19 protein-coding genes are annotated in these 19,286 nt (G+C 61.8%); 4 read left to right on the top strand and 15 right to left on the bottom strand.

Translation table 11 applies throughout. The annotated features are described in order from the left end of the window. Nucleotides 1-100 precede the first annotated feature (100 nt). The 3 genes from AWB79_RS10155 to AWB79_RS10145 all read left to right on the top strand — a co-directional run bounded on the left by AWB79_RS10155 (nt 101) and on the right by AWB79_RS10145 (nt 2,496). Complete coding sequence (locus AWB79_RS10155) at nt 101-805, top strand: CoA transferase subunit A (RefSeq protein WP_061167265.1); 705 nt, start codon at nt 101-103, stop codon at nt 803-805. A 10-nt stretch (nt 806-815) separates the two neighbouring features. Further along, a complete protein-coding gene (locus AWB79_RS10150; RefSeq protein WP_061167264.1) occupies nt 816-1,451 on the top strand; it encodes a CoA transferase subunit B in 636 nt (211 codons plus the stop codon). Nucleotides 1,452-1,596: 145 nt separating this feature from the next. Next, nucleotides 1,597-2,496, top strand: a complete 900-nt coding sequence (locus tag AWB79_RS10145; protein ID WP_061167370.1) for a LysR family transcriptional regulator — start codon at nt 1,597-1,599, stop codon at nt 2,494-2,496. Nucleotides 2,497-2,759: 263 nt separating this feature from the next. On the opposite strand, the gene AWB79_RS10140 is transcribed toward AWB79_RS10145, so the two are convergent. The 8 genes from AWB79_RS10140 to AWB79_RS10105 all read right to left on the bottom strand — a co-directional run bounded on the left by AWB79_RS10140 (nt 2,760) and on the right by AWB79_RS10105 (nt 11,460). Next, on the bottom strand, nt 2,760-4,160 hold the full coding sequence (locus AWB79_RS10140; RefSeq protein WP_061167263.1) for a GntP family permease: 1,401 nt from the start codon (nt 4,158-4,160) through the stop codon (nt 2,760-2,762). A gap of 267 nt (nt 4,161-4,427) precedes the next feature. Next, the gene (locus tag AWB79_RS10135) at nt 4,428-5,198 is read right to left on the bottom strand and encodes an SDR family NAD(P)-dependent oxidoreductase (protein WP_061167262.1); all 771 of its coding nucleotides are present in this window, start codon (nt 5,196-5,198) and stop codon (nt 4,428-4,430) included. 67 nt (nt 5,199-5,265) lie between these two features. After that, a complete protein-coding gene (locus AWB79_RS10130; RefSeq protein WP_061167261.1) occupies nt 5,266-5,562 on the bottom strand; it encodes a DUF1330 domain-containing protein in 297 nt (98 codons plus the stop codon). A 66-nt stretch (nt 5,563-5,628) separates the two neighbouring features. Next, a complete protein-coding gene (locus AWB79_RS10125; RefSeq protein ID WP_061167260.1) occupies nt 5,629-6,087 on the bottom strand; it encodes a cupin domain-containing protein in 459 nt (152 codons plus the stop codon). 56 nt (nt 6,088-6,143) lie between these two features. After that, nucleotides 6,144-7,052, bottom strand: a complete 909-nt coding sequence (locus AWB79_RS10120) for an NAD(P)-dependent oxidoreductase (RefSeq protein ID WP_061167369.1) — start codon at nt 7,050-7,052, stop codon at nt 6,144-6,146. Nucleotides 7,053-7,116: 64 nt separating this feature from the next. Further along, nucleotides 7,117-8,658, bottom strand: coding sequence for an acetolactate synthase large subunit (locus AWB79_RS10115; protein WP_061167259.1), 1,542 nt, complete (start codon nt 8,656-8,658; stop codon nt 7,117-7,119). Nucleotides 8,659-8,742: 84 nt separating this feature from the next. Then, nucleotides 8,743-9,966 carry a CaiB/BaiF CoA transferase family protein gene (locus tag AWB79_RS10110; RefSeq protein WP_061167258.1) on the bottom strand — a complete coding sequence of 408 codons (1,224 nt, stop codon included), beginning with the start codon at nt 9,964-9,966 and terminating at the stop codon, nt 8,743-8,745. A 54-nt stretch (nt 9,967-10,020) separates the two neighbouring features. Further along, nucleotides 10,021-11,460 (bottom strand): aldehyde dehydrogenase family protein, encoded by a 1,440-nt coding sequence (locus AWB79_RS10105; RefSeq protein WP_061167257.1) that lies wholly within the window; start codon nt 11,458-11,460, stop codon nt 10,021-10,023. Between the two features lie 666 nt (nt 11,461-12,126). Here AWB79_RS10105 and AWB79_RS10100 point away from each other — a divergent pair. Next, a complete protein-coding gene (locus tag AWB79_RS10100) occupies nt 12,127-12,987 on the top strand; it encodes an IclR family transcriptional regulator (protein WP_269767922.1) in 861 nt (286 codons plus the stop codon). A 285-nt stretch (nt 12,988-13,272) separates the two neighbouring features. Here AWB79_RS10100 and AWB79_RS10095 read toward each other — a convergent pair whose 3' ends face one another. From AWB79_RS10095 to AWB79_RS10065, 7 genes are all read right to left on the bottom strand, one after another. Beyond that, nucleotides 13,273-13,536 (bottom strand): hypothetical protein, encoded by a 264-nt coding sequence (locus AWB79_RS10095; protein WP_082862321.1) that lies wholly within the window; start codon nt 13,534-13,536, stop codon nt 13,273-13,275. A gap of 4 nt (nt 13,537-13,540) precedes the next feature. After that, complete coding sequence (locus AWB79_RS10090; RefSeq protein ID WP_061167255.1) at nt 13,541-14,476, bottom strand: electron transfer flavoprotein subunit alpha/FixB family protein; 936 nt, start codon at nt 14,474-14,476, stop codon at nt 13,541-13,543. After that, the gene (locus AWB79_RS10085; RefSeq protein WP_061167254.1) at nt 14,476-15,225 is read right to left on the bottom strand and encodes an electron transfer flavoprotein subunit beta/FixA family protein; all 750 of its coding nucleotides are present in this window, start codon (nt 15,223-15,225) and stop codon (nt 14,476-14,478) included. The genes AWB79_RS10090 and AWB79_RS10085 overlap by 1 nt, the downstream gene beginning before the upstream one ends. Nucleotides 15,226-15,251: 26 nt before the next feature. After that, complete coding sequence (locus AWB79_RS10080; RefSeq protein WP_061167253.1) at nt 15,252-16,061, bottom strand: HpcH/HpaI aldolase/citrate lyase family protein; 810 nt, start codon at nt 16,059-16,061, stop codon at nt 15,252-15,254. Between the two features lie 19 nt (nt 16,062-16,080). After that, the gene (locus AWB79_RS10075) at nt 16,081-16,830 is read right to left on the bottom strand and encodes a GntR family transcriptional regulator (RefSeq protein ID WP_061167367.1); all 750 of its coding nucleotides are present in this window, start codon (nt 16,828-16,830) and stop codon (nt 16,081-16,083) included. Between the two features lie 71 nt (nt 16,831-16,901). Next, nucleotides 16,902-18,092: a CaiB/BaiF CoA transferase family protein gene (locus tag AWB79_RS10070; RefSeq protein WP_061167252.1), complete on the bottom strand. Its 1,191-nt coding sequence runs from the start codon at nt 18,090-18,092 to the stop codon at nt 16,902-16,904. After that, a complete protein-coding gene (locus AWB79_RS10065) occupies nt 18,089-19,273 on the bottom strand; it encodes an acyl-CoA dehydrogenase family protein (RefSeq protein WP_232470860.1) in 1,185 nt (394 codons plus the stop codon). Before AWB79_RS10065 ends, AWB79_RS10070 begins: the two co-directional genes overlap by 4 nt. Between the last annotated feature and the right edge of the window lie 13 nt (nt 19,274-19,286).

Raw genomic sequence — 19,286 nt, 5'->3', positions numbered from 1 at the left:
GCCGAAGCCAGAATTTCGCAAAAAATCCCGCAAAAAATGCGAACTACGTTGGAGCGGTTCATCGCTTCCAGAGACGATCTCATCAGATAGAGAGCTAGAAATGGAGAAGGTGTACGAGACACCCGAGGACGCGCTCGCCGGCGTCGTCGGGAACGGGCAAACCATTGCCATCGGCGGATTCGGCCTGTGCGGCATTCCGGAGAAGCTTATCTTCGCGCTTCGCGACAGCGGCGTGAACAATCTCACCTGCATCAGCAACAACGCAGGCATCGACGATTTCGGTCTGGGCATTCTGCTCAGGACGCGACAGATCAGGAAGATGGTCTCGTCCTATGTCGGCGAGAACAAGGAGTTCGAACGCCAGTATCTATCGGGCGAACTCGAACTCGAATTCACGCCGCAAGGCACGCTCGCCGAACGCCTGCGCGCGGCCGGCGCCGGCATTCCCGCGTTCTTCACGCGCACGGGCGTGGGCACGGTGATCGCCGAAGGCAAGGAAGAGCGCGTCTTCGGCGGCAAGCGCTACATCATGGAAACTGCGTTGAACGCCGATGTGTCGCTGGTCAAGGCCTCGGTCGCGGATCGCGCGGGCAATCTCGTGTTCGCGCGCACGGCGCGCAACTTCAACCCGGATGTCGCGATGGCCGGTGACGTCACCATCGCCGAGGTCGAGAAGATCGTCGAGGTCGGCGAGATCGATCCCGATGACGTGCACCTGCCCGGCATCTTCGTCGACCGCATCGTTCTGAACCGTCATCCCGACAAGCGCATCGAACGCAGAAGCTTTCGCGCGCGCGGCAACTGAGAGGCTAATCATGGCTTGGACCCACGAGCAAATGGCGGCCCGCTCGGCCACCGAACTCCGCGACGGAGACTATGTGAACCTCGGCATCGGCTTGCCGACGAAGGTCGTTCAGCATGTGCCAGACGGTATGCAGGTCTGGCTGCAATCCGAGAACGGGCTGATCGGCATTGGCGAGCCGCCTTACGAGGACGAGATCGACCCCGATCTCATCGATGCCGCCAAGCAGACCATCACGATGGTCCCGGGCGCATCGATCTGCTCCTCGTCGATGTCCTTCGCGATGATCCGCGGCGGCCACATGGATCAATCGATACTCGGTGCGATGCAGGTCAGCGAAGCCGGCGATCTCGCGAACTGGATGATCCCCGGCAAGATGGTCAAGGGCATGGGCGGCGCGATGGATCTCGTCGGCGGAGCGCGACGCGTCGTCGTGCTGATGGAGCACACGACGCGTACCGGTGAAATGAAGATCCTGCGACACTGCGCGCTGCCGTTGACTGGCGCACGTGTCGTGAACCGGATCATCACCGATCTCGCGGTCATCGATGTGACGGACGAAGGCCTCATCGTGAAGGAACTCGCACCGGGCGTGTCGCGCGAGGAACTGCAGGCCCGCACGGAGCCTGCGCTTTCGTTCGCGCTTTAAGCGCCGCACGCGTTCGAGTCGCCGGGCGGGCCGCCCGCGCCCGTCCGCGCTTCATCGATGCGGCCCGCCGGAGCATGCGATGATTGATCCGTGTCCCATCATCATCGGCTATCGTCGCCACGTGACGAGACGGCGAACGGAGATCATGAAGAACGATCTGGAATGGACCGACTTTCGATATTTTCTCGAAGTCGCGCGCACGGGGAAAATCTCCACCGCGGGCGAACGCCTGAATGTCGAGCATTCGACGGTGTCACGCCGCATCAATCGTCTGGAAGAATCGCTTGGCTCGGTGCTGTTCGACCGGCGGCGGAATGGCTACTCGCTGACCGATGCAGGAAAGGCGCTCGTGCCTCACGCCGAGCGCATGGAAAACGCCATGCTCGGCGCGCTCGAGGAACACATGAGCCAGTCGACCTCGATCCACGGCACGGTGCGCGTGGGCACGCCGGAGGCGTTTGGCATTCATGTGCTGGCCTCGGGTATCGTCGAGCTGAACAGGCTGCATCCCGATCTTCTCGTCGAGTTGATGGCGCAACCTCAGTTCCCGAGTCTCGTCACGCGGGAGGTCGAGATTCTCGTCACGCTGGAGCCGCCGCAGATGGGCCGCTACACGGTCACGCGTCTCGCCGATGTCGATTACTTCTTCTACAGTTCGCGCGCCTATCTCGACACGCACGCGCCCATTCGCGACCTCGCCGATATCGCCGAGCACGACTTCGTCGACTACGTGCACGACGGGTCGGTGAGCGAACGCTATCGCATCCTTGACGAGCTCGTATCGAAGCCGAAGAGACGATTCACTTCGACGAGCGTGCTCGCGCAACGTGAGGCCGTCGCGGCCGGCATGGGCATAGGACTTCTGACACCGTATGTCGCGACGGGCCGCCCGGACCTGATCAATCTGTTTCCCGACCATGCGCAAATCACGCGCACGTTATGGCTCGCGGCGCCGGAAGATCTCTTCAAGACCAGACGAATTCGCTTCGTGTGGGACTTCATTCGCGGGATCATCGACAGCCATCCGCATCTGTTTCGAAGATAGCGCCGGCTATCGGGTTGCAACGGCAACTGAGACTCCATCCCTCCACCGCCATTATTCGCCTTCACCAGTACTATGGGCCTCTCCGTCATCCACGGTGCCCAGCCTGTCCCTCGTGGGCGTCGGGTTGCCCATCCCTGAGCTCGTCAGGGGACTTCCCGTGTTGCGTATGCTTTCCTGCCGCCAACTTCCACATCTAAAGATCTCCAAGATCGTCCTTGTTTATTTGAAGTGCAGCCAGTTGAAACGAGACTGAAGGACCGGTTTCAAACCCACCCTGTGACGTAATACATGGCAATGACGAACGCGACGGCCATTGTCTTGATCAGCGTGATCGCGAAAATCTCCCGATAGGACTGGCGATGCGTCAGCCCGGTCACCGCCAATAAGGTAATGACGGCTCCGTTGTGCGGTAGCGTGTCCATGCCGCCGCTCGCCATCGCAACGACACGATGCAGGACATCCAGCGGTATGTGCGCGGCTTGCGCATTCCTGATCAACACATCTGATGTCGCGGCAAGCGCGATGCTCATGCCACCGGAGGCCGACCCGGTGATCCCAGCCAGCGTGCCCACCGACACCGCGGCATTGCCGAGTGGGTTGGGTATGGTCTTGAGTGCATCGCTTACGACTATGAAACCCGGCAACGCAGCGATCACTGCACCGAAGCCATATTCCGACGCCGTATTCATTGCGGCCAACAATGCGCCGCTTGCCGCCGCGCGCGTGCCATCGGCAAACGTCGCGGCGACCCGCCTGAACGCTGTCAACACCACCAGCGCGATGCCGAGGATCAAGGCAGCCTCGACGGACCAGATCGCTGTCACCGTCTTGATCGACGTCGTAACCGGAGCATGCACGCCTGGAAGCACCTCCGGCGCCACAGCGTACGAAGGCCCATACCAGAGCGGAATCCATTTCGTGAAGCAATAGTTCGAGACGCCAACCAGGATCAGCGGCATGATCGCCAGCACAGGGTTAGGCAGCACGTTCTCCGCCACGCGTTCTGGTTCATTGATGAGCGATGTGCCGTATCCCTCGCCCTTTGCCATCGCGCTCTTTCGCCGCCATTCGAGATAGGTCAATCCGATGGCCAGCATGAATACTGAACCGCTCATCCCAAGCGCGGGTGCGGCCCAGCCCGTGGTCTTGAAAAAGGCCGACGGGATGATGTTTTGAATCTGCGGCGTGCCTGGAAGTGCATCCATCGTGAAGCAGAACGCGCCTAATGCGATCACGCCTGGCATCAACCGCTTCGGAATGTTGCTCTGCCGATAGAGCTCCGCAGCGAACGGATAGACCGCAAACACGACAACGAAGACAGACACCCCGCCGTAAGTCAGCAACGCGCACACCGTGACGATCACGATGTTGGCACGCGAACGACCGATGTAGTGAATGGCAGCAGCGACAATGGCGGCGGCAAATCCCGATATCTCGATCACCTTCCCGAATAACGCCCCAAGCAGGAACACTGGAAAGTAGAGCTTCACGAAGCCAACCATCTTCTCCATGAAAATGCCCGAGAACACCGGCGCGACGGCTGCAGGCTCCATGAGGAAGACGGCACCGAGCGCGGCGACCGGCGCAAAAAGAATGACGCTGTAGCCGCGATACGCCGCTATCATGAGAAACGCCAGCGAACAAAGAACAATTACCAAGGCCATACCTGTCTCCGGTCTTGACTGTTTTTTCAGTTTCGATTCTTAAACTACGCGTGAAAGCTTCAATTGCTTATTAAATTTTTAATGCACTAGCTTAGGTATACATATCAATACATGGGCGATCTCACGCAGAGCAACCGCGGCGTAAGACTACGTGTTGGGGTGTCGCTGGCTATGTCGCCCGCTTAAGAAACCGCTCACTCGATATTCCGATCGCCACATCAGAATCCATCTCGGGTCGAGAGCATGTAGTCGAGCGGTCGATGTCCATCACGAGATCGAAAAGCCGCTGTCTATCGCGAAGATCTGGCCAGTCGTCCTCTTCGATTCGTCCGATGCCAGGAACAGCGCGGTCATCGCCACTTCTTCCGGCTCGACGAGGCCGAGCAATTGACGCTCGCTCGTCTTGTTCATCACGTCCGGTTGCGTTTCGATGAGACCGAGCACGCGTCGGGTCGTCGTTACCGCCGGCGCGAGCGCATTGACACGGATGCGATGGGGCGCGTACTCGACGGCCATCGAACGTGTAATCGAAGCGATGCCGCCCTTGGCGGCCGTGTACGCGTCTTTTCCTCTGGTGCCGACGAGCGCAAACACGGAGCAGCTATTGATGACCGAACCTCCGCCGCTCTCAAGCATGGCCGCGATCCCATACTTGCAAGCGATCCATGTGCCGAAAAGATCGAGCTTCACCGCTCGCCAGAACTCGTCTGCCGGGCAATCGGTGACGCGTGCGTCGATCGCGCTCGATCCGCCTGCGTTGTTATAAAGCACGTCGATCTTGCCGCCGAATTCGATTGCAGACTGGATGGCCTCACGCACGCTATCCTCGTTCGTGACGTCGGTCCGAACGAACTTCGCCTTGCCGCCATGTCTGCGGATGGCTTCGGTAGCGGCTTCACCGCTGTCTGCGTCGAATTCCGCAATGATGACTGCCGCGCCCTCACGGGCGAACCGCTCGGCCGCGGCCCGTCCGATACCCGCGCCCGCGCCCGTGATGAACGCCACCTTTCCTGTGAGTCGGCCTTTCGCTTCGATCATTCTGTCTCCGGCGATGTGTGCGATGAGCTCTGCGCGCCGATGGAACTGGCGCAACGTTCGTATTCGCTCAGTTGGCGCCGGCGAGACACATGACACGCGCATCTGCATTACGCAGTCGTAGCGGCAGGATGTCCTGATACGCAGTCGATGCGTACCATTCTTCCGCGCGTCGAGGGCTTTCGAATTCAAGCACGACGATCGTGCCGCCCTCCTTCGTTCCTTCCAGCACGTTTTCCGCGCCGCCGCGAATCAGGAATACACCGCCATATGCATCGAGTGTTGCCTGAACCTTGCTGCTGTATTCGTTCCACTCGGCATTGGCGGAGTGGATCGTTACTTCGGCAAAAATATAGCCTTTAGTCATTTGAAGTTTCTCTGGTTTGGATCGTCTTTCAAAGTCGGATCGCGATGGCTTGCATCCGCGTACTCATTACGGTTGGGAGGCGAAGGCCGCGGGCGGATCACAGGCCACCGTGCCCATCTTCGCCGGCACGGACACTTCGAGAAGCTCAAAGTCTTCCGAGATCGCGATCTCGTTATGCTTGAGTCCACCCGGAATAAGCAGTGATTCGCCTGCGCTCACGCGAATCTTCCGCCCATCCTCGATCAGGAGATCGACCCAGCCGCGCAACGTGAAGATGAACTGGGATTCGCACACGTGGTAGTGCCAGCCCGTTTGCTGCATATCGCCCGTGGCGATGGTGAGCTGCGCACGCATGCGGCCGCCCGTGGCATCGGTGACACCAAGATCGCGATATTTGAAGAACTCGCGGCGGCCCGGCACCAGCGGCGCGGTTTCGGGGGTCGCATAGGCAAGCCTTTTAATCAGGTCGGCGGTATCGCAAGGGGGCTCGGGCGAAACAGCCTTATCGTTGTCGATGGGATTCATGAATTTCTCCGTTCGGGTCAAGCAGTTGAGGTGTGTAATCGAAGCTGCCAGCAGGCCTATCGTCGTGGCGCACCGCGAACGGTCGCGCCGCCTCGCGCTTCCACGATTTTGAGGATAGAAGTGAAATCGTCGCCTCCCAGGCCTTGTTCGATAGCGTCGTGCCAGAGGCTTCGCGCTTCGTTCAGCACGGGCACCGGCACGTCGAGCGCCTTTGCTTCGTCGATGGCAAGCTCCACGTCCTTCGCCACGATCGAGATGTGCGCTCCGAAGTCGAATGCACCGCAGATAGCGAAGCGGGCGAGAATATCCGCGGCCGCGCTGTTCCCCGTGCTCGAACGAATCACTTCGATCATGGCGTCCGCGTCGAGTCCTGCCTTTGCGCCGATGGTGAGCGCCTCGGAAGCGACGGCCATGTTGGCTGCGAGCATGATGTTGTTCACCAGCTTCATCGCCTGAGCCTGACCGGGCTGTTCGCCAAGCCTGCAGATCTTCTTCGCGATGAGGGTGAGCCAAGGCATCGTCGTGGCGACGACATCGTCATTGCCGGACAGCATGATGGACAAGGTGCCCGCGTGCGCCGCAGCAGGCCCGCCGCTTACGGGCGCATCGATGCTTGCGATTTTCGCGGCATCGAGTCGCTTCGCATTCGACGCGACCACGGTCGGCCCCAGCGTGGACATTTCGATGTACGTTCGCACGGCCTTGCCGGCGGCAACGCCGTCCTCTCCGAACAACACGCTCTCGCAGACGGCGCTGTTCGGCAGGCAGGCCATGACGACTGTGGCCGCTTCCGCAACCGCACGCGGGCTGGCATGCGCGATCGCGCCAGCCTCGACGAGCGGCCTGACTGCTTCCGGACTTGGATCGAACACATGTAGCGTCGACCCGGGATGAACGAGCCGCAGGGCGATCGCGGCCCCCATGTTTCCAAGGCCCAGAAACCCGAGACGGGTGATATCGCTCACGATGATATGTCTCCTTCTTTTTGCCAGCGCCATAGCGATAAATTCGCGCTGGCTATTGGTCTATTCAAATGACCAGTTCGATCAGGAAAGGCCCGGTCTGCTGGAAGCTCTGCTTCATCAGGTCCGCGCATGCTTCCAGTGTTGTCGCGCGTGCTGCTTCCACGCCCATGCCATTGGCCAGCTTGACCCAGTCGAGGTCGGGGTTGGAAAGATCGAGCATGCTCATCGCGGTCGGCCCGGGAATGGCGCCGACGTTCTGGTATTCGCCGATCAGGATGTTGTATTTCCGGTTGCTCAGCAGGATCGTCGTGCAGGGCAGCTTCTCGCGGGCCTGCGTCCACAAGGATTGCAACGAATACATGGCCGAGCCGTCTGCCTGCAGGCTGATGACTCGCCTCGACCCGCCGCTCGCCACTGCCGCGCCGGTTGCCACGGGCAGGCCGTCGCCGATGGCGCCTCCGGTCAGTTGAAGCCAGTCGTGCGGCGCGGCCCCGTGAGTGAGCGGGTAAAAGCCGCGCCCGAACGAAATGCTCTCGTCGGACACGATGGCGTTCTCGGGCATCAGCGCGGCCAGCGTCCGCGCGAGGCCTTCCTGCGTAGGTGAGCCCCGGCCCGCTTCCGGCCGCGGACCAGGGTCGGGCATGGCTGCCGCAGGCGCATTCAGCGCTTCCGCGAGCGCCAGCAATGCCGAAGCGGAATCCTGATCGACGCGCGACAAGGTGTGGATCTGCGCGGTGCTCGAGTATTGAATGGAAGGCTTGCCGGGGTAAGCGAAAAATCCGACCGGGGCTTTCGCATTGACCAGAATGATGTGCTCGAACGGCTCCAGCACCTTGACGGCCTGATCGGTGTTATACGGCAGGCGCTCGATCGGCAGGCGGCCGCGGCCGCGCGCGACGCGTCCGTTCACATACTCGTACTTCAGTGTCGCGCCCGTCGCGCTCGCGATGCGCCATGCCAGTGCTTGCGCTTCCGGCACCGCGCAGCGTCCGCCGAGCAGAATCAGCACATTCGGGTTCTGCCGCAGGATGCGCGCAGCCGTTTCGACTGCGAACGGATCGACGACCGGCGCGGCGGGAACGGGCATCGCGCGCACGGCAACGCCGCCCGAGTCCCACGATGTGTCCGAAGGCAGAATGAGCGTGGCAATCTGTCCAGGCGCGGTGCGCGCCGCCGCCACCGCCGCCGCCGCATCCCTGCCGACATCGGCCGCGTGCCGGCTCGTCCGCACCCAGCGGGAAACGGCGCTTGCGAGGCCGGCGGTATCGGCGGTGAGCGGTGCATCGAACGGCTGATGATAGGTCGCCTGATCGCCCACGATATTGACGATCCCGCTATGGGCCCGGCGCGCGTTGTGCAGGTTGGCCCACCCATTGGCGAGCCCCGGCCCGCAGTGCAGCAGCGTGCTCGCCGGCTTGCCGGCGATACGGTAGTAACCATCGGCCATGCCGGTCACGATGTTTTCCTGAAGGCCGAGCACGCAACGCATGCCCGGGATCTGATCCAGTGCCGCGACAAAGTGCATCTCACTGGTTCCGGGATTGGCGAAGCAGGTGTCGATGCCTGACTCCAGCAATGTGGTAACAAGACTCTCAGCGCCATTCATGCTGTACTTTCTCCGATTCAACGATATGCGCCCCGGCTGGCAAACAAAGCCCGCGCGGTTCGCGATTGAAGCTGTGCTGGTCCTTCATACGATCGCGCGGCTACGCAGCGCCTCGATATCGTCCTCACGCATTCCGCAAAGCGATGTGAGCACTTCGTCGGTATGCTGACCGAGCGTCGGCGGCGGCGTGTCGTAGGTCATGGGCGACGCCGACATGCGGATCGGACTGGCCACGCTCGGCACGCTGCCTGACAACGGGTGCGCGATGTCCACGCGCATCTGCCGATGCTTCACCTGCGGATGCTCGAACGCCTGCGCGATGCTGTTGATCGGCCCGGCCGGCACGCTTTTCCGATTGAGCTGCACGGTCCACTCGTCCACCGTGCGCGTAAGCATGATCTCTTCAAGCATGGGGATAAGCACATCGCGGTGAGCCACGCGTCCTGCGTTGGTCGCGAACCGCGGATCCGCCGCGAGATGAAGGCAGTCGCCCGTCTCGCAGAACTTCGCGAACTGACTGTCGTTGCCGACGGCGATCACCATTTGCCCGTCCTTCGCGTCGAACACCTGATACGGCACGATGTTCGCGTGCGCATTGCCTTGCCGGCGTGGCGTGGTACCCGAGACGAGGTAGTTCAGGTTCATGTTGGCCATCGTTGCAACCTGAACGTCGAGCAATGCCATGTCGATGTATTGCCCTTCTCCCGTCCTCGCCCGCTGTGCGATGGCCGCGAGTATCGCGACCGTCGAATACATGCCGGTCATGATGTCCGCGAAGGCGACGCCCACCTTTTGCGGCCCGCCACCTGGACACTCGTCGCGTTCGCCGGTGATGCTCATGAGACCGCCCATGCCCTGCACGATGAAGTCGTAGCCGGCCATCTCGGCGAGCGGGCCAGTTTGCCCGAAGCCGGTCACCGAGCAATAGACGAGACGAGGGTTGAGCGCCCGAAGGTCTTCGTAAGACAGACCATAGCGGGCCATATCGCCCACCTTGTAGTTCTCGATGAATACATCGGCCTGTGCAGCAAGCTGGCCGACGATGGCCTGCCCCTCCGCACGCGCGATGTTCAGCGTCACGGACTTCTTGCCGCGATTGGCGGCGAGGTAATAGGCGGCTTCACCCGTCGATCCACCTCCGACGTCCTTCAGATAGGGTGGCCCCCAGCCGCGCGTGTCATCGCCGCTTCCGGGCCGCTCGATCTTGATGACTTCTGCGCCCAGATCCGCGAGCGTCTGACTCGCCCAGGGTCCGGCGAGCACGCGCGACAGATCGAGCACGCGTACACCGGATAATGCTTTGGACATCTTTTCTCTCCTGCTTGACTCTTGTTGATGCATGCGTGGGCGAACGGGCAGTCGTCAGGCGGACGCCCAGCCGGAGACGGCCTTGACCTCGAGAAACTCTTCGATACCCCACACGCCGCCTTCGCGTGCGCGGCCCGAAGCTTTGATCCCGCCGAAAGGCGATCCCGCTCCGCGCGGTTTACCGTTCATTTCGACCATGCCGGAGCGAAGCTGCCCGGCGACGCGATTGCGCTTCTCGCCGTCCGTCGACTGCACGTAATTGGCGAGGCCGTATGGCGTGTCGTTGGCAATGGCGATGGCTTCATCCTCGCTATCGAACGGCATGATCGACAGCACAGGGCCGAAGATCTCCTCGCGGGCAATGGCCATCTGGTTATTCACGTCGGCAAAGACAGTCGGACGAACGAAGTAACCGGCCTCGTGTCCATGCGGGCGTCCCGGACCGCCCGCCACGAGTCGCGCGCCTTCGTCGATGCCCTTCTCGATCATCTCCTGGACTTTCATGAACTGCGCCTCGGACGCAAGCGGCCCCATGTGCTTGCCCGGTTGATGGGCCGCGTCGACGGCCACGCTTTCCGCGATCTCGCGCGCTTCCTCGACCGCCCGCGCGTAGATCGACCGCTCGACCAGCATGCGCGTGGGTGCGTTGCAGCTTTGTCCCGTGTTCTTGAAGCAATGAAGCACGCCGCGCTTCACCGCGCCTGCATCCGCGTCCGCGAAGACGATGTTTGCGCCTTTGCCGCCGAGTTCGAGCGATACCCGCTTGAGCGTCTGCGCCGCCGCGACCGAAATGGCAATGCCCGCGCGCGTGGAACCGGTGAAGCTGATCATGTCCACATCCGGATGGGATGAGAGCCGTGCGCCCGCTTGCGCGCCATCGCCATTGACGAGATTGAAGACACCGCTCGGGAAGCCGGCTTCGTCGACATACTCCGCGAAGAGCAGCGACGACAACGGGGCGATTTCCGACGGCTTGAGCACCGCGGTGCAGCCCGCGAGCAGCGCGGGTACGACCTTGAGCGTGACCTGGTTCATCGGCCAGTTCCACGGCGTGATAAGGCCCGCTACGCCGATCGGCTCCATCAGGATGCGGTCGGCGGGCGCGTGCGCGCCGAGCGGACGTTCGAACCGAAAGTCGCGAAATGCGGTGATGAAGTTTTCGATATGGAAAGCGCCGGCGCCGACGTGATCCTTCGCGGCCAGGTCGATGGGCGCGCCCATTTCCAGGCTGATCGTCTTCGCCATCTCGGGCGCGCGCCGCTTGTAGATCGCGAGGAGCTTCTCCACCAGCGCGAGACGTTCGCCCGGCGCTGTGCGCGACCAGTTGGCGAAGGCACGGCGCGCGGCATCGACCGCACGATCGATGTCCGTTGCCTCGCCGGCGGAAATGATTGCGCACGGCTCTCCGGTCGATGGATCGAGCACGGAAAGCGTCCGCGCCGTCCGCGGTTCGTCCCAGCGCCCATCGATATAAAACTGTGTTTTTTCAAGCACGATTTCTCTCTGGCTACAGATGCAAAACCAAATGCTTCCCGCTTGAAACGCACCCTAATTGACGCTCCAGAACGGCGAGAAGTCCCATGGGCTGAAAGGTAGACTCGGCATCGTTTCGTTGCAAATGGGGATAACCCGTTGTCTATAGGATAACGTCTGAGACGCACGCCAGCCGGTCATTTCGCCGTGGTCGGCGCGCGAAATCGCGGTGAAAAAGAAATGGGGCGAACCGCTATTTTCGCGAGAGAGCGGCGCGCGCACCATGGAAACGAAGCAACGCAGGGGCGCGCGTGAATCGTATTTTTTGAGCGTGGCGTCTATTAGATCGTCGGAAAGAACGCGCTCAGGGTGTCTCAGGCGGATAAGCGTCTTGCTTATTTCTGTGCACACGATGCCAGCGGCATGCACGTCTGCGCATGCATCGGCACACACCTGGAACGCCTTGCCGATCGTCCTGTTGAAAGCTTTCGCATCGGGCTCAAGGACCAGGATTGATCGGACCGAACGGTGTGATGCAACTGGTAGACTGGCCGCGTCCGGGCGGAATTTCCCACGTACGCTCGGGGTTCCGAAACCCGCCCGCCATCGGAGCCTCTGAGGTTTTGAAAAGAGCCGACAGGCTCTTTCAGCGGGACCATCGACTTTAGGATCAAGGAAATAACCGCTTTGCCCCCAACGAAGAGACGAGCCCCACAGACCTCGACGTCAACCAAGCACGATTCGTCTGCCGGGCCCGCCGACGGTGGCAGCGGACGACGACGCATTCAGTCGGCGGACAAGGCGACAGATATGCTCCTGGCGCTCGTCGCAGCCGGGAAGGCTGCGCCGCTGCGAGAACTGGCGCGAGCGACAGGCATGCCTAACAGCCTTGCGCACCGTTATCTCGCCAGCCTGACCGCGAGCGGTCTGGCGATTCAGGATGAAGTCACCGGTCTATACGACCTGGGTCCCGCTGCGCTGCGCATCGGCGCGTCCGCGCTCGGACGCCTCGATCCTTTGCGGCTTGCTAGCGAAGCGATGCCGCAATTGGTCGCCGACACGGGTCTTCCTACTCTGCTCAATGTCCTCGGTGATCGTGGTCCGACCATCGTCCGTTGGGAACGCAGTTATGTTCCCTTCATTACGACGCTGTCTGTCGGATCGACATTCCAGTTGACCAACTCGGCAACGGGGCGCGCGATGCTCGCGTTCATGCCGGCTCAGATAAGAGACCATCTGATCGAACTGGCTGTGTCAAAGAATCACGAAAAGCCGCCGTCGGATCTGCTTGATCGTCTGGAAACGGTTCGTCGGCGCGGGTATGACGAAGCAGAGTCCGTCCTCATTCCGGGCCTCGCCGCGATAAGCGCCCCGATTCTGGACGTGCAGGACGAGGCAGTTGCCTGCCTGACCTTGATTGGCGCGAGCGTCGAAGTGTCGTCGATCAAAGAAATGGCGATCGCGCGGCTGGTCGAAGCGAGTTCGCGCGTTTCGCAGGCGTGCGGTAGCCGGTTTCCGCTGGGTGGCGGTGGTGTCGTGAAACTTTGACCCACCGTGTGGGGCGGACGTCGAGGAACTCACACCGGGCGTCTTGCTCACCGAAGCGGGAGGTGATTGCCTTCACGCCGAGCGTATAGAGAACGGGATGCATGGCGTGCTCACGCGAGCTAGTCGTCAACCATTCAACACAGGGTGTGGGTAAAGAGAATCTGCTTCCCGACCAACCGCAGATCACCTTCACTCTGTGGACCACGGCCAGTCGGATTCGTTACTTGTAGGCCTTGACCCTTAGGCCATCGAGGTTCACCCCGACTCTTTCACGACGCGTGCGCATCAGCGGCGCGCATCGGCACGTCTGAGCCGGCCGCTGTAGCAGCGCTCGCGCGATATACGAATCGCGGTGTCGAAGTCTGATTCCGTGGCCAGGTGGCGGTGGTCCACGCTGACGAGCCAGCCCTGCGAGGACCGGCACCAGCGAATTCTGCCCTCGTCGTAGAGCTCGGAGAACCAGCGCCAGAGGCGGGCATCCTCTTGATCGGCGAGCGCGGCGGCTTCGCTCCGGACGTCATTGCGGGTTATTGCCAGCATGGCGCTCATGGCCTCAAGACAGTTCATTCACGAGTTCAGGGACCGCGGTGAACAGATCGCCGACCAGACCATAATCCGCGACGCTGAAGATCGGCGCTTCGGGGTCTTTGTTGATCGCGACGATGACCTTCGAGTCCTTCATGCCGGCCAGGTGCTGAATCGCGCCCGAGATGCCGACGGCCACGTACAGTTGCGGCGCGACGATCTTGCCGGTTTGACCAACCTGATAATCGTTCGGGACGTACCCCGCATCGACTGCCGCGCGCGATGCGCCCAGCGCCGCGTTGAGCTTGTCGGCCAAAGGTTCGAGCGTCTTCGTGTAGTTCTCGCCGCTGCCCAGACCACGCCCGCCCGACACGATGATGTTCGCGCTCGTCAGTTCAGGACGGTCCAGCTTCGTCACTTCGCGGCTCACGAATTGCGAAATGCCTGCGTCCCTTGCGGCTTCGATCTTCTCGACCGATGCGCTGCCGCCTTCCGCCGCCACCGGATCGAAGCCCGTTGCGCGCACGGTGATGACCTTGATCGGATCGATCGACTGAACGATCGCGATGGCGTTGCCCGCGTAGATCGGACGCTCGAACGTGTCGGCGCTGTCGACTGCGGTGATATCGCTGATCTGTGCGACATCGAGATGCGCGGCGATGCGCGGCGCGATGTTCTTACCGTATGCCGTTGCCGGAGCCAGAATGTGCGAATAATCCTTCGCGATGTTCAGCACCGTGCCTTCGACGTTTTCCGCGAGGCCATCGGCCAACTGAGGCGCATCGGCGAGCAGCACTTTTGCCACGCCCGCGATCTTCGCCGCTGCATCGGCCGCGCCTTGTGCGTTCGAGCCAGCCACCAGCACATGCACATCACCGCCGATCTTCGACGCCGCTGCAACCGTGTTCAGCGTCGCTGCCTTGATCGACGCGTTGTCATGTTCCGCAATAACCAGAATCGTCATCAGATTACCTTCGCTTCGTTCTTCAGTTTCTCGACCAGCGTCTTCACGTCCGGCACGGTGATACCGGCGCTGCGCTTCGGCGGCTCGCTAACTTTCAGCGTCTTCAGGCGCGGCGTGATATCGACACCAAGATCAGCAGGTTTGATCGTGCTCAAAGGCTTCTTCTTCGCCTTCATGATGTTCGGCAACGTCACATAACGCGGCTCGTTCAGGCGCAAGTCGGTCGTCACCACGGCGGGCAGCTTCAGGGAAAGCGTCTCGGCACCGCCATCGACTTCACGCGAAACCGTAGCCTTGCCGTCCGCAACCACAACCTTCGATGCGAACGTGGCTTGCGGCAAACCCGCCAGCGCGGCAAGCATCTGACCGGTCTGATTCGAGTCGTCATCGATGGCCTGCTTGCCGAGAATGATCAACTCAGGCTTCTCCTGATCGACCAGAGCCTTCAACAACTTCGCCACCGCCAGCGGCTGCAATTCTTCCGCGCTTTCGATCAACACAGCGCGATCCGCACCAATTGCCAGCGCAGTACGCAACGTCTCCTGGCACTGCGTCACGCCACATGACACGGCAATTACTTCGGTTGCAACGCCCGCTTCCCGGAGACGCACTGCCTCTTCAACCGCGATCTCATCGAACGGATTCATCGACATCTTCACGTTGGCGATATCCACGCCCGTGTTGTCCGACTTCACCCGCACCTTCACGTTGTAATCGACCACGCGCTTGACCGGCACCAGAACCTTCATTCCCTGTCTCTCCCCAATGTCCGCACTCAGGCGGCCAGAATTCTTCGAGCACGATCGACAATCGGCTTGTCGACCAGCTTCCCGTCCACCGAAATCGCTCCGCGCGGATTCGCTTCGAGCGCGGCCAGAACCCGCGCCGCCCATTCGCGCTCGGCAGCGCTCGGTGCGAACCCGTCGTTCACCGCATCCACCTGCTTCGGATGGATGCACAGCTTGCCGCCAAAACCGAAGCGCCGCGCATCGAGCACATCGGCGGTGATCGCGTCGATGTCGCCGGTGGCCAGCGTCACGCCATCGATGGGCGGCGGCAGGCCCGCAAAGCGCGACTCGATGACGAACTGCGAGCGCACATGGTCCAGCTCGCGCCCCGTACCGTCGATACCCGCGTCCACGCCGAAATCGAACGAACCGAAAGCGAGCCGCGACACCCGCTCGCACTGTGCAATCTCGCGCATGCGCACCACGCCCGCGACGCTTTCCACCAGCGCGATCAACTCGACACCTTCGGCGCATCGCGCGGCGATATCCGCGAGCTGCGCCGCATCTTCCGCCTTCGCCGCCATCACGGCGCGTACCTTCGCCGCGCGCACCATCGACACATCTTCTTCGTGCCACGGCGTGCCATACGCGTTCACACGGATCACGACGCGCTCACGAATCTCGTCCGATAGTTGCGATTGCGACCATTCCGCGAGCTGGGCCCGCGCCTGCGCTTTTGCGTCGATGGAAACCGCATCTTCCAGATCGATGACCACGCGATGCGCCTGCGTCGCCAGTGCCTTGCCGAAACGTTCCGGACGATCGCCCGGAACGAACAGATAACTGCGTGCAATCATGTGCCATTCCTCGAATGCTTCATGCGCCGCTCCAGCCGCGCTGGAACGTCTCCGAATAGCTGAAGCGGTCGGCGGGATGAATGCTGACCGCCGCCTCGACGATCTCCCCCCGCTTGTTGAAATAACGGCGCGACAGCCATAGCGCAGGCGAGCGCGTCTTCGCGTTGACGAGACGCGCGATGTTCGCGGGCAAGGCCACCGCGCGAATCTCCTGCTGCACCCGCATGATCTGCTCGCCGAACTGACGCTCGATCATCGTGAAAATTGGCGTGTGCGGGTCGTCCTCGATGCCCGTCAGCGAGCGGAACGCGGGCTGGATATAGACCTCTGTATGACAGATCGGATCGACGCTCTCGGGTGAGCGCCGGATGCCTTCCAGACGCAGCCAGGTTTCTCCGGGCTTCGCCTGCAACATCGCGCACAGCGAGGCGTCGCTCAATTCGACGGTCTCTTTCTTCAGCACTTGCAGCGCGGTGTCGGCGGAATATCGATGCAGGTCGCTCAGTTGCTGCATGACCTGCCGATAACTGCCTTCGGAATTCACCGCCTTGACGGTGGTGCCGATGCCGGCCTGCCGCACCACCATGCCGAGCTGCACGAGCTGCTTGACCGCCTCGCGCACGGTCGAGCGGCTCGCGCCGAACTGCTCGCAAAGTTCGAATTCGGTGGGAATGGTGGAACCCACCGGAAAGCGCCCGCTCTGAATTTCATTGATGAGCGTCTGCGCCAGTTGCAGATAGCGCGGCTGCTGACCGAGCACATTGACCATCTTTTGCACGCACGATGAAGGATTGACGGACGGACCCGCCTTTCGCGCGACATCATCCGGTGCAAGCATCATCATTGCACCGCGCCGCTTTCGCGCAATTGAGCGATCCGACCAGCATCGTAACCGAGTTCGGCCAGAAGCCTCGCGTTGTCCTGCCCGAGCTCGGGCGCCGAGCGCGCCGGCATGGTCTCGTTCACGCGCACCGGCGCGGCTACATTGCGGACTTTACCGAAACGCGGATGCTCCGCTTCGGTCACACTCTGGCGCTCCGCAACGAATGGATTGTCGAGCGCCTGCCTGATGTCGTAGACCGGCGCGGCGGGCACGCGGCCGCCCAGGCGTTCGAGCCATTCGGCGGTCGTCGCGCGCGAGAGCGCCGCATCCAGTTCCTGTTCGACGAGATCGCGATTCGCGAGCCGCGCCTTGAAATTGCAGAAGCGTTCATCCGTGATCCACGACGGCTTGTCGAGAATCTCGGCCAGCACGCCCCAGAACTTCTCCTTGTTGCACATGAGGAAGATCCAGCCGTCCTTCGTCTTGTACAACTGGCTCGGCGTGAGCGACGGATGCGCGGAGCGCCGGTCGCGTCCGGTCACCGTGCCGCCGTTCAGATACCACGTGCCGACATACGCGAGGTTATGCAGCGCGACATCGAAGAGGCTCGTGTCCAGGTCGCGGCCGATGCCCGTCGCGCGCGCCTGCACGAGACCGGCGAGCAGCGCCATGGCGGCGGTGGTGCCGGTCATCAGGTCGATGATCGAGAGGCCGAAGCGCGCGGGCGGGCTGTCGGGCTCGCCGGTCACGGAGAGATAGCCCGCTTCGGCCTGCATCAGATAGTCATAGCCGGGCCAGGAAGCGCGGCTGCCGGTGCGCCCATACGCGGACAAATGCGCGCAGACGATCGCCGGATTCGCGTCCTTCAACTGGTCATAGGTCAGACCCAGTTTCACGGGCAGATCGCCGCGCAGATTGTTGAAGACCGCATCGCTCGTCTTCACGAGATCGAGCAGCACCTCGCGCCCTTCGGGCTTCTTCAGATCAAGCGTCAGACTGCACTTGTTGCGATTGAAGGCCTCGAAGAAATGACTGTCGCCTTCGCCGAAAAAATGCGGGCCCACGTTGCGGCCCACGTCGCCGCCTTCGCGGAAGTTCTCGATCTTGATGACCTCGGCGCCGAGATCGGCGAGATGTTGCGTCGCGAACGGGCCCGCGCCGTATTGTTCGATGGCGACGATACGTACGCCGGAAAGGGGCAGGCTCATGCGGGGTTCCTCGCAATCAGCATCTTGGCGATGATCAGACGTTGCATCTCGTTGGTGCCTTCGCCGATGGTCAGAAGCGGCGCATCGCGATACAGCCGCTCGACGTTGTATTCCTTCGAATAGCCATACGCGCCGTGGATGCGCATGGCTTCCATGCTGTTTTCGACAGCCGCTTCGGTCGCGAAGTACTTCGCCATGCCCGCTTCCATGTCGCAACGCAGGCCTTTGTCATACGCGCGCGCGGCCGAATCGGTCAGAAGGCGTGCGGCTTCCACCCGTGTCGCCATTTCGCCGAGCTTGAGCGCGATCGCCTGATGCTCGCAGATAGGCTTGCCGAAGGTCTTGCGCTGCTGCGAATACGCGACCGCTTCATCAAGCGCGGCCTGTGCGACGCCGACGCCGCGCGCCGCAACATTGATGCGCCCCAGCTCCAGGCCGCTCAGAATCTGCTTGAGCCCCAGCCCTTCCTGTCCACCGATCACGCGCGACACCGGCACGCGAAAGTCGCTGAACGTGAGCTCGCAGGTATCGATGCCCTTGTAGCCGAGCTTCTGCAACTGACGGCTCACTTCATAGCCCGGCCCCTTCTCGACGATCAGAAGGCTCATGCCCTTGTGGCGCGGCTGCGCGTCCGGATCGGTCTTGACCAGCAACGCGAGGATGTTGCCGTACTTGCTGTTCGTGATCCATGTCTTGTTGCCGTTGACGACATACTCGTCGCCTTCGCGGCGCGCGACGGTGCGGATCGCCTGAAGGTCCGTGCCGCAGTCCGGCTCGGTCAGGCCAATGCCACCGCGCAGTTCGCCCGTCGCCATGCGCGGCAGAAACTCGCGTTTCTGCGCCTCGGTGCCGTTGCGCTGAATCGTCATCGCCATGATGAGGTGCGAGTTGATGATGCCGCTCACCGACATCCACACCGCCGAAATGCGATCGACGATCTTCGCGTACGTCGCCGTCGTGAGTCCGAGGCCGCCGTACTCGGTCGAGATCAGGCAACCGAACAGCCCCATGTCCTTCATCTTCTCGACGATCTCGTGCGGGTACTCGTCCTTCGCGTCGAGTTCGTGCACGTAAGGCTTGACCTCGGTCTTGAGGAAGCGGTCGAGCATGTCGAGAATGAGCGTCTCATTCTCTTCGTAATCGCTCATGTCCTGCGTTTGATCGGCGTCGATGGTGGCCATTGCTTCTCCTGTA

This window comes from Caballeronia hypogeia, from assembly GCF_001544875.2.
Taxonomy (GTDB): domain Bacteria; phylum Pseudomonadota; class Gammaproteobacteria; order Burkholderiales; family Burkholderiaceae; genus Caballeronia; species Caballeronia hypogeia.
Note: the sequence above shows the minus strand (reverse complement) of the source record. Positions and strands in the feature narration are given on the sequence as shown.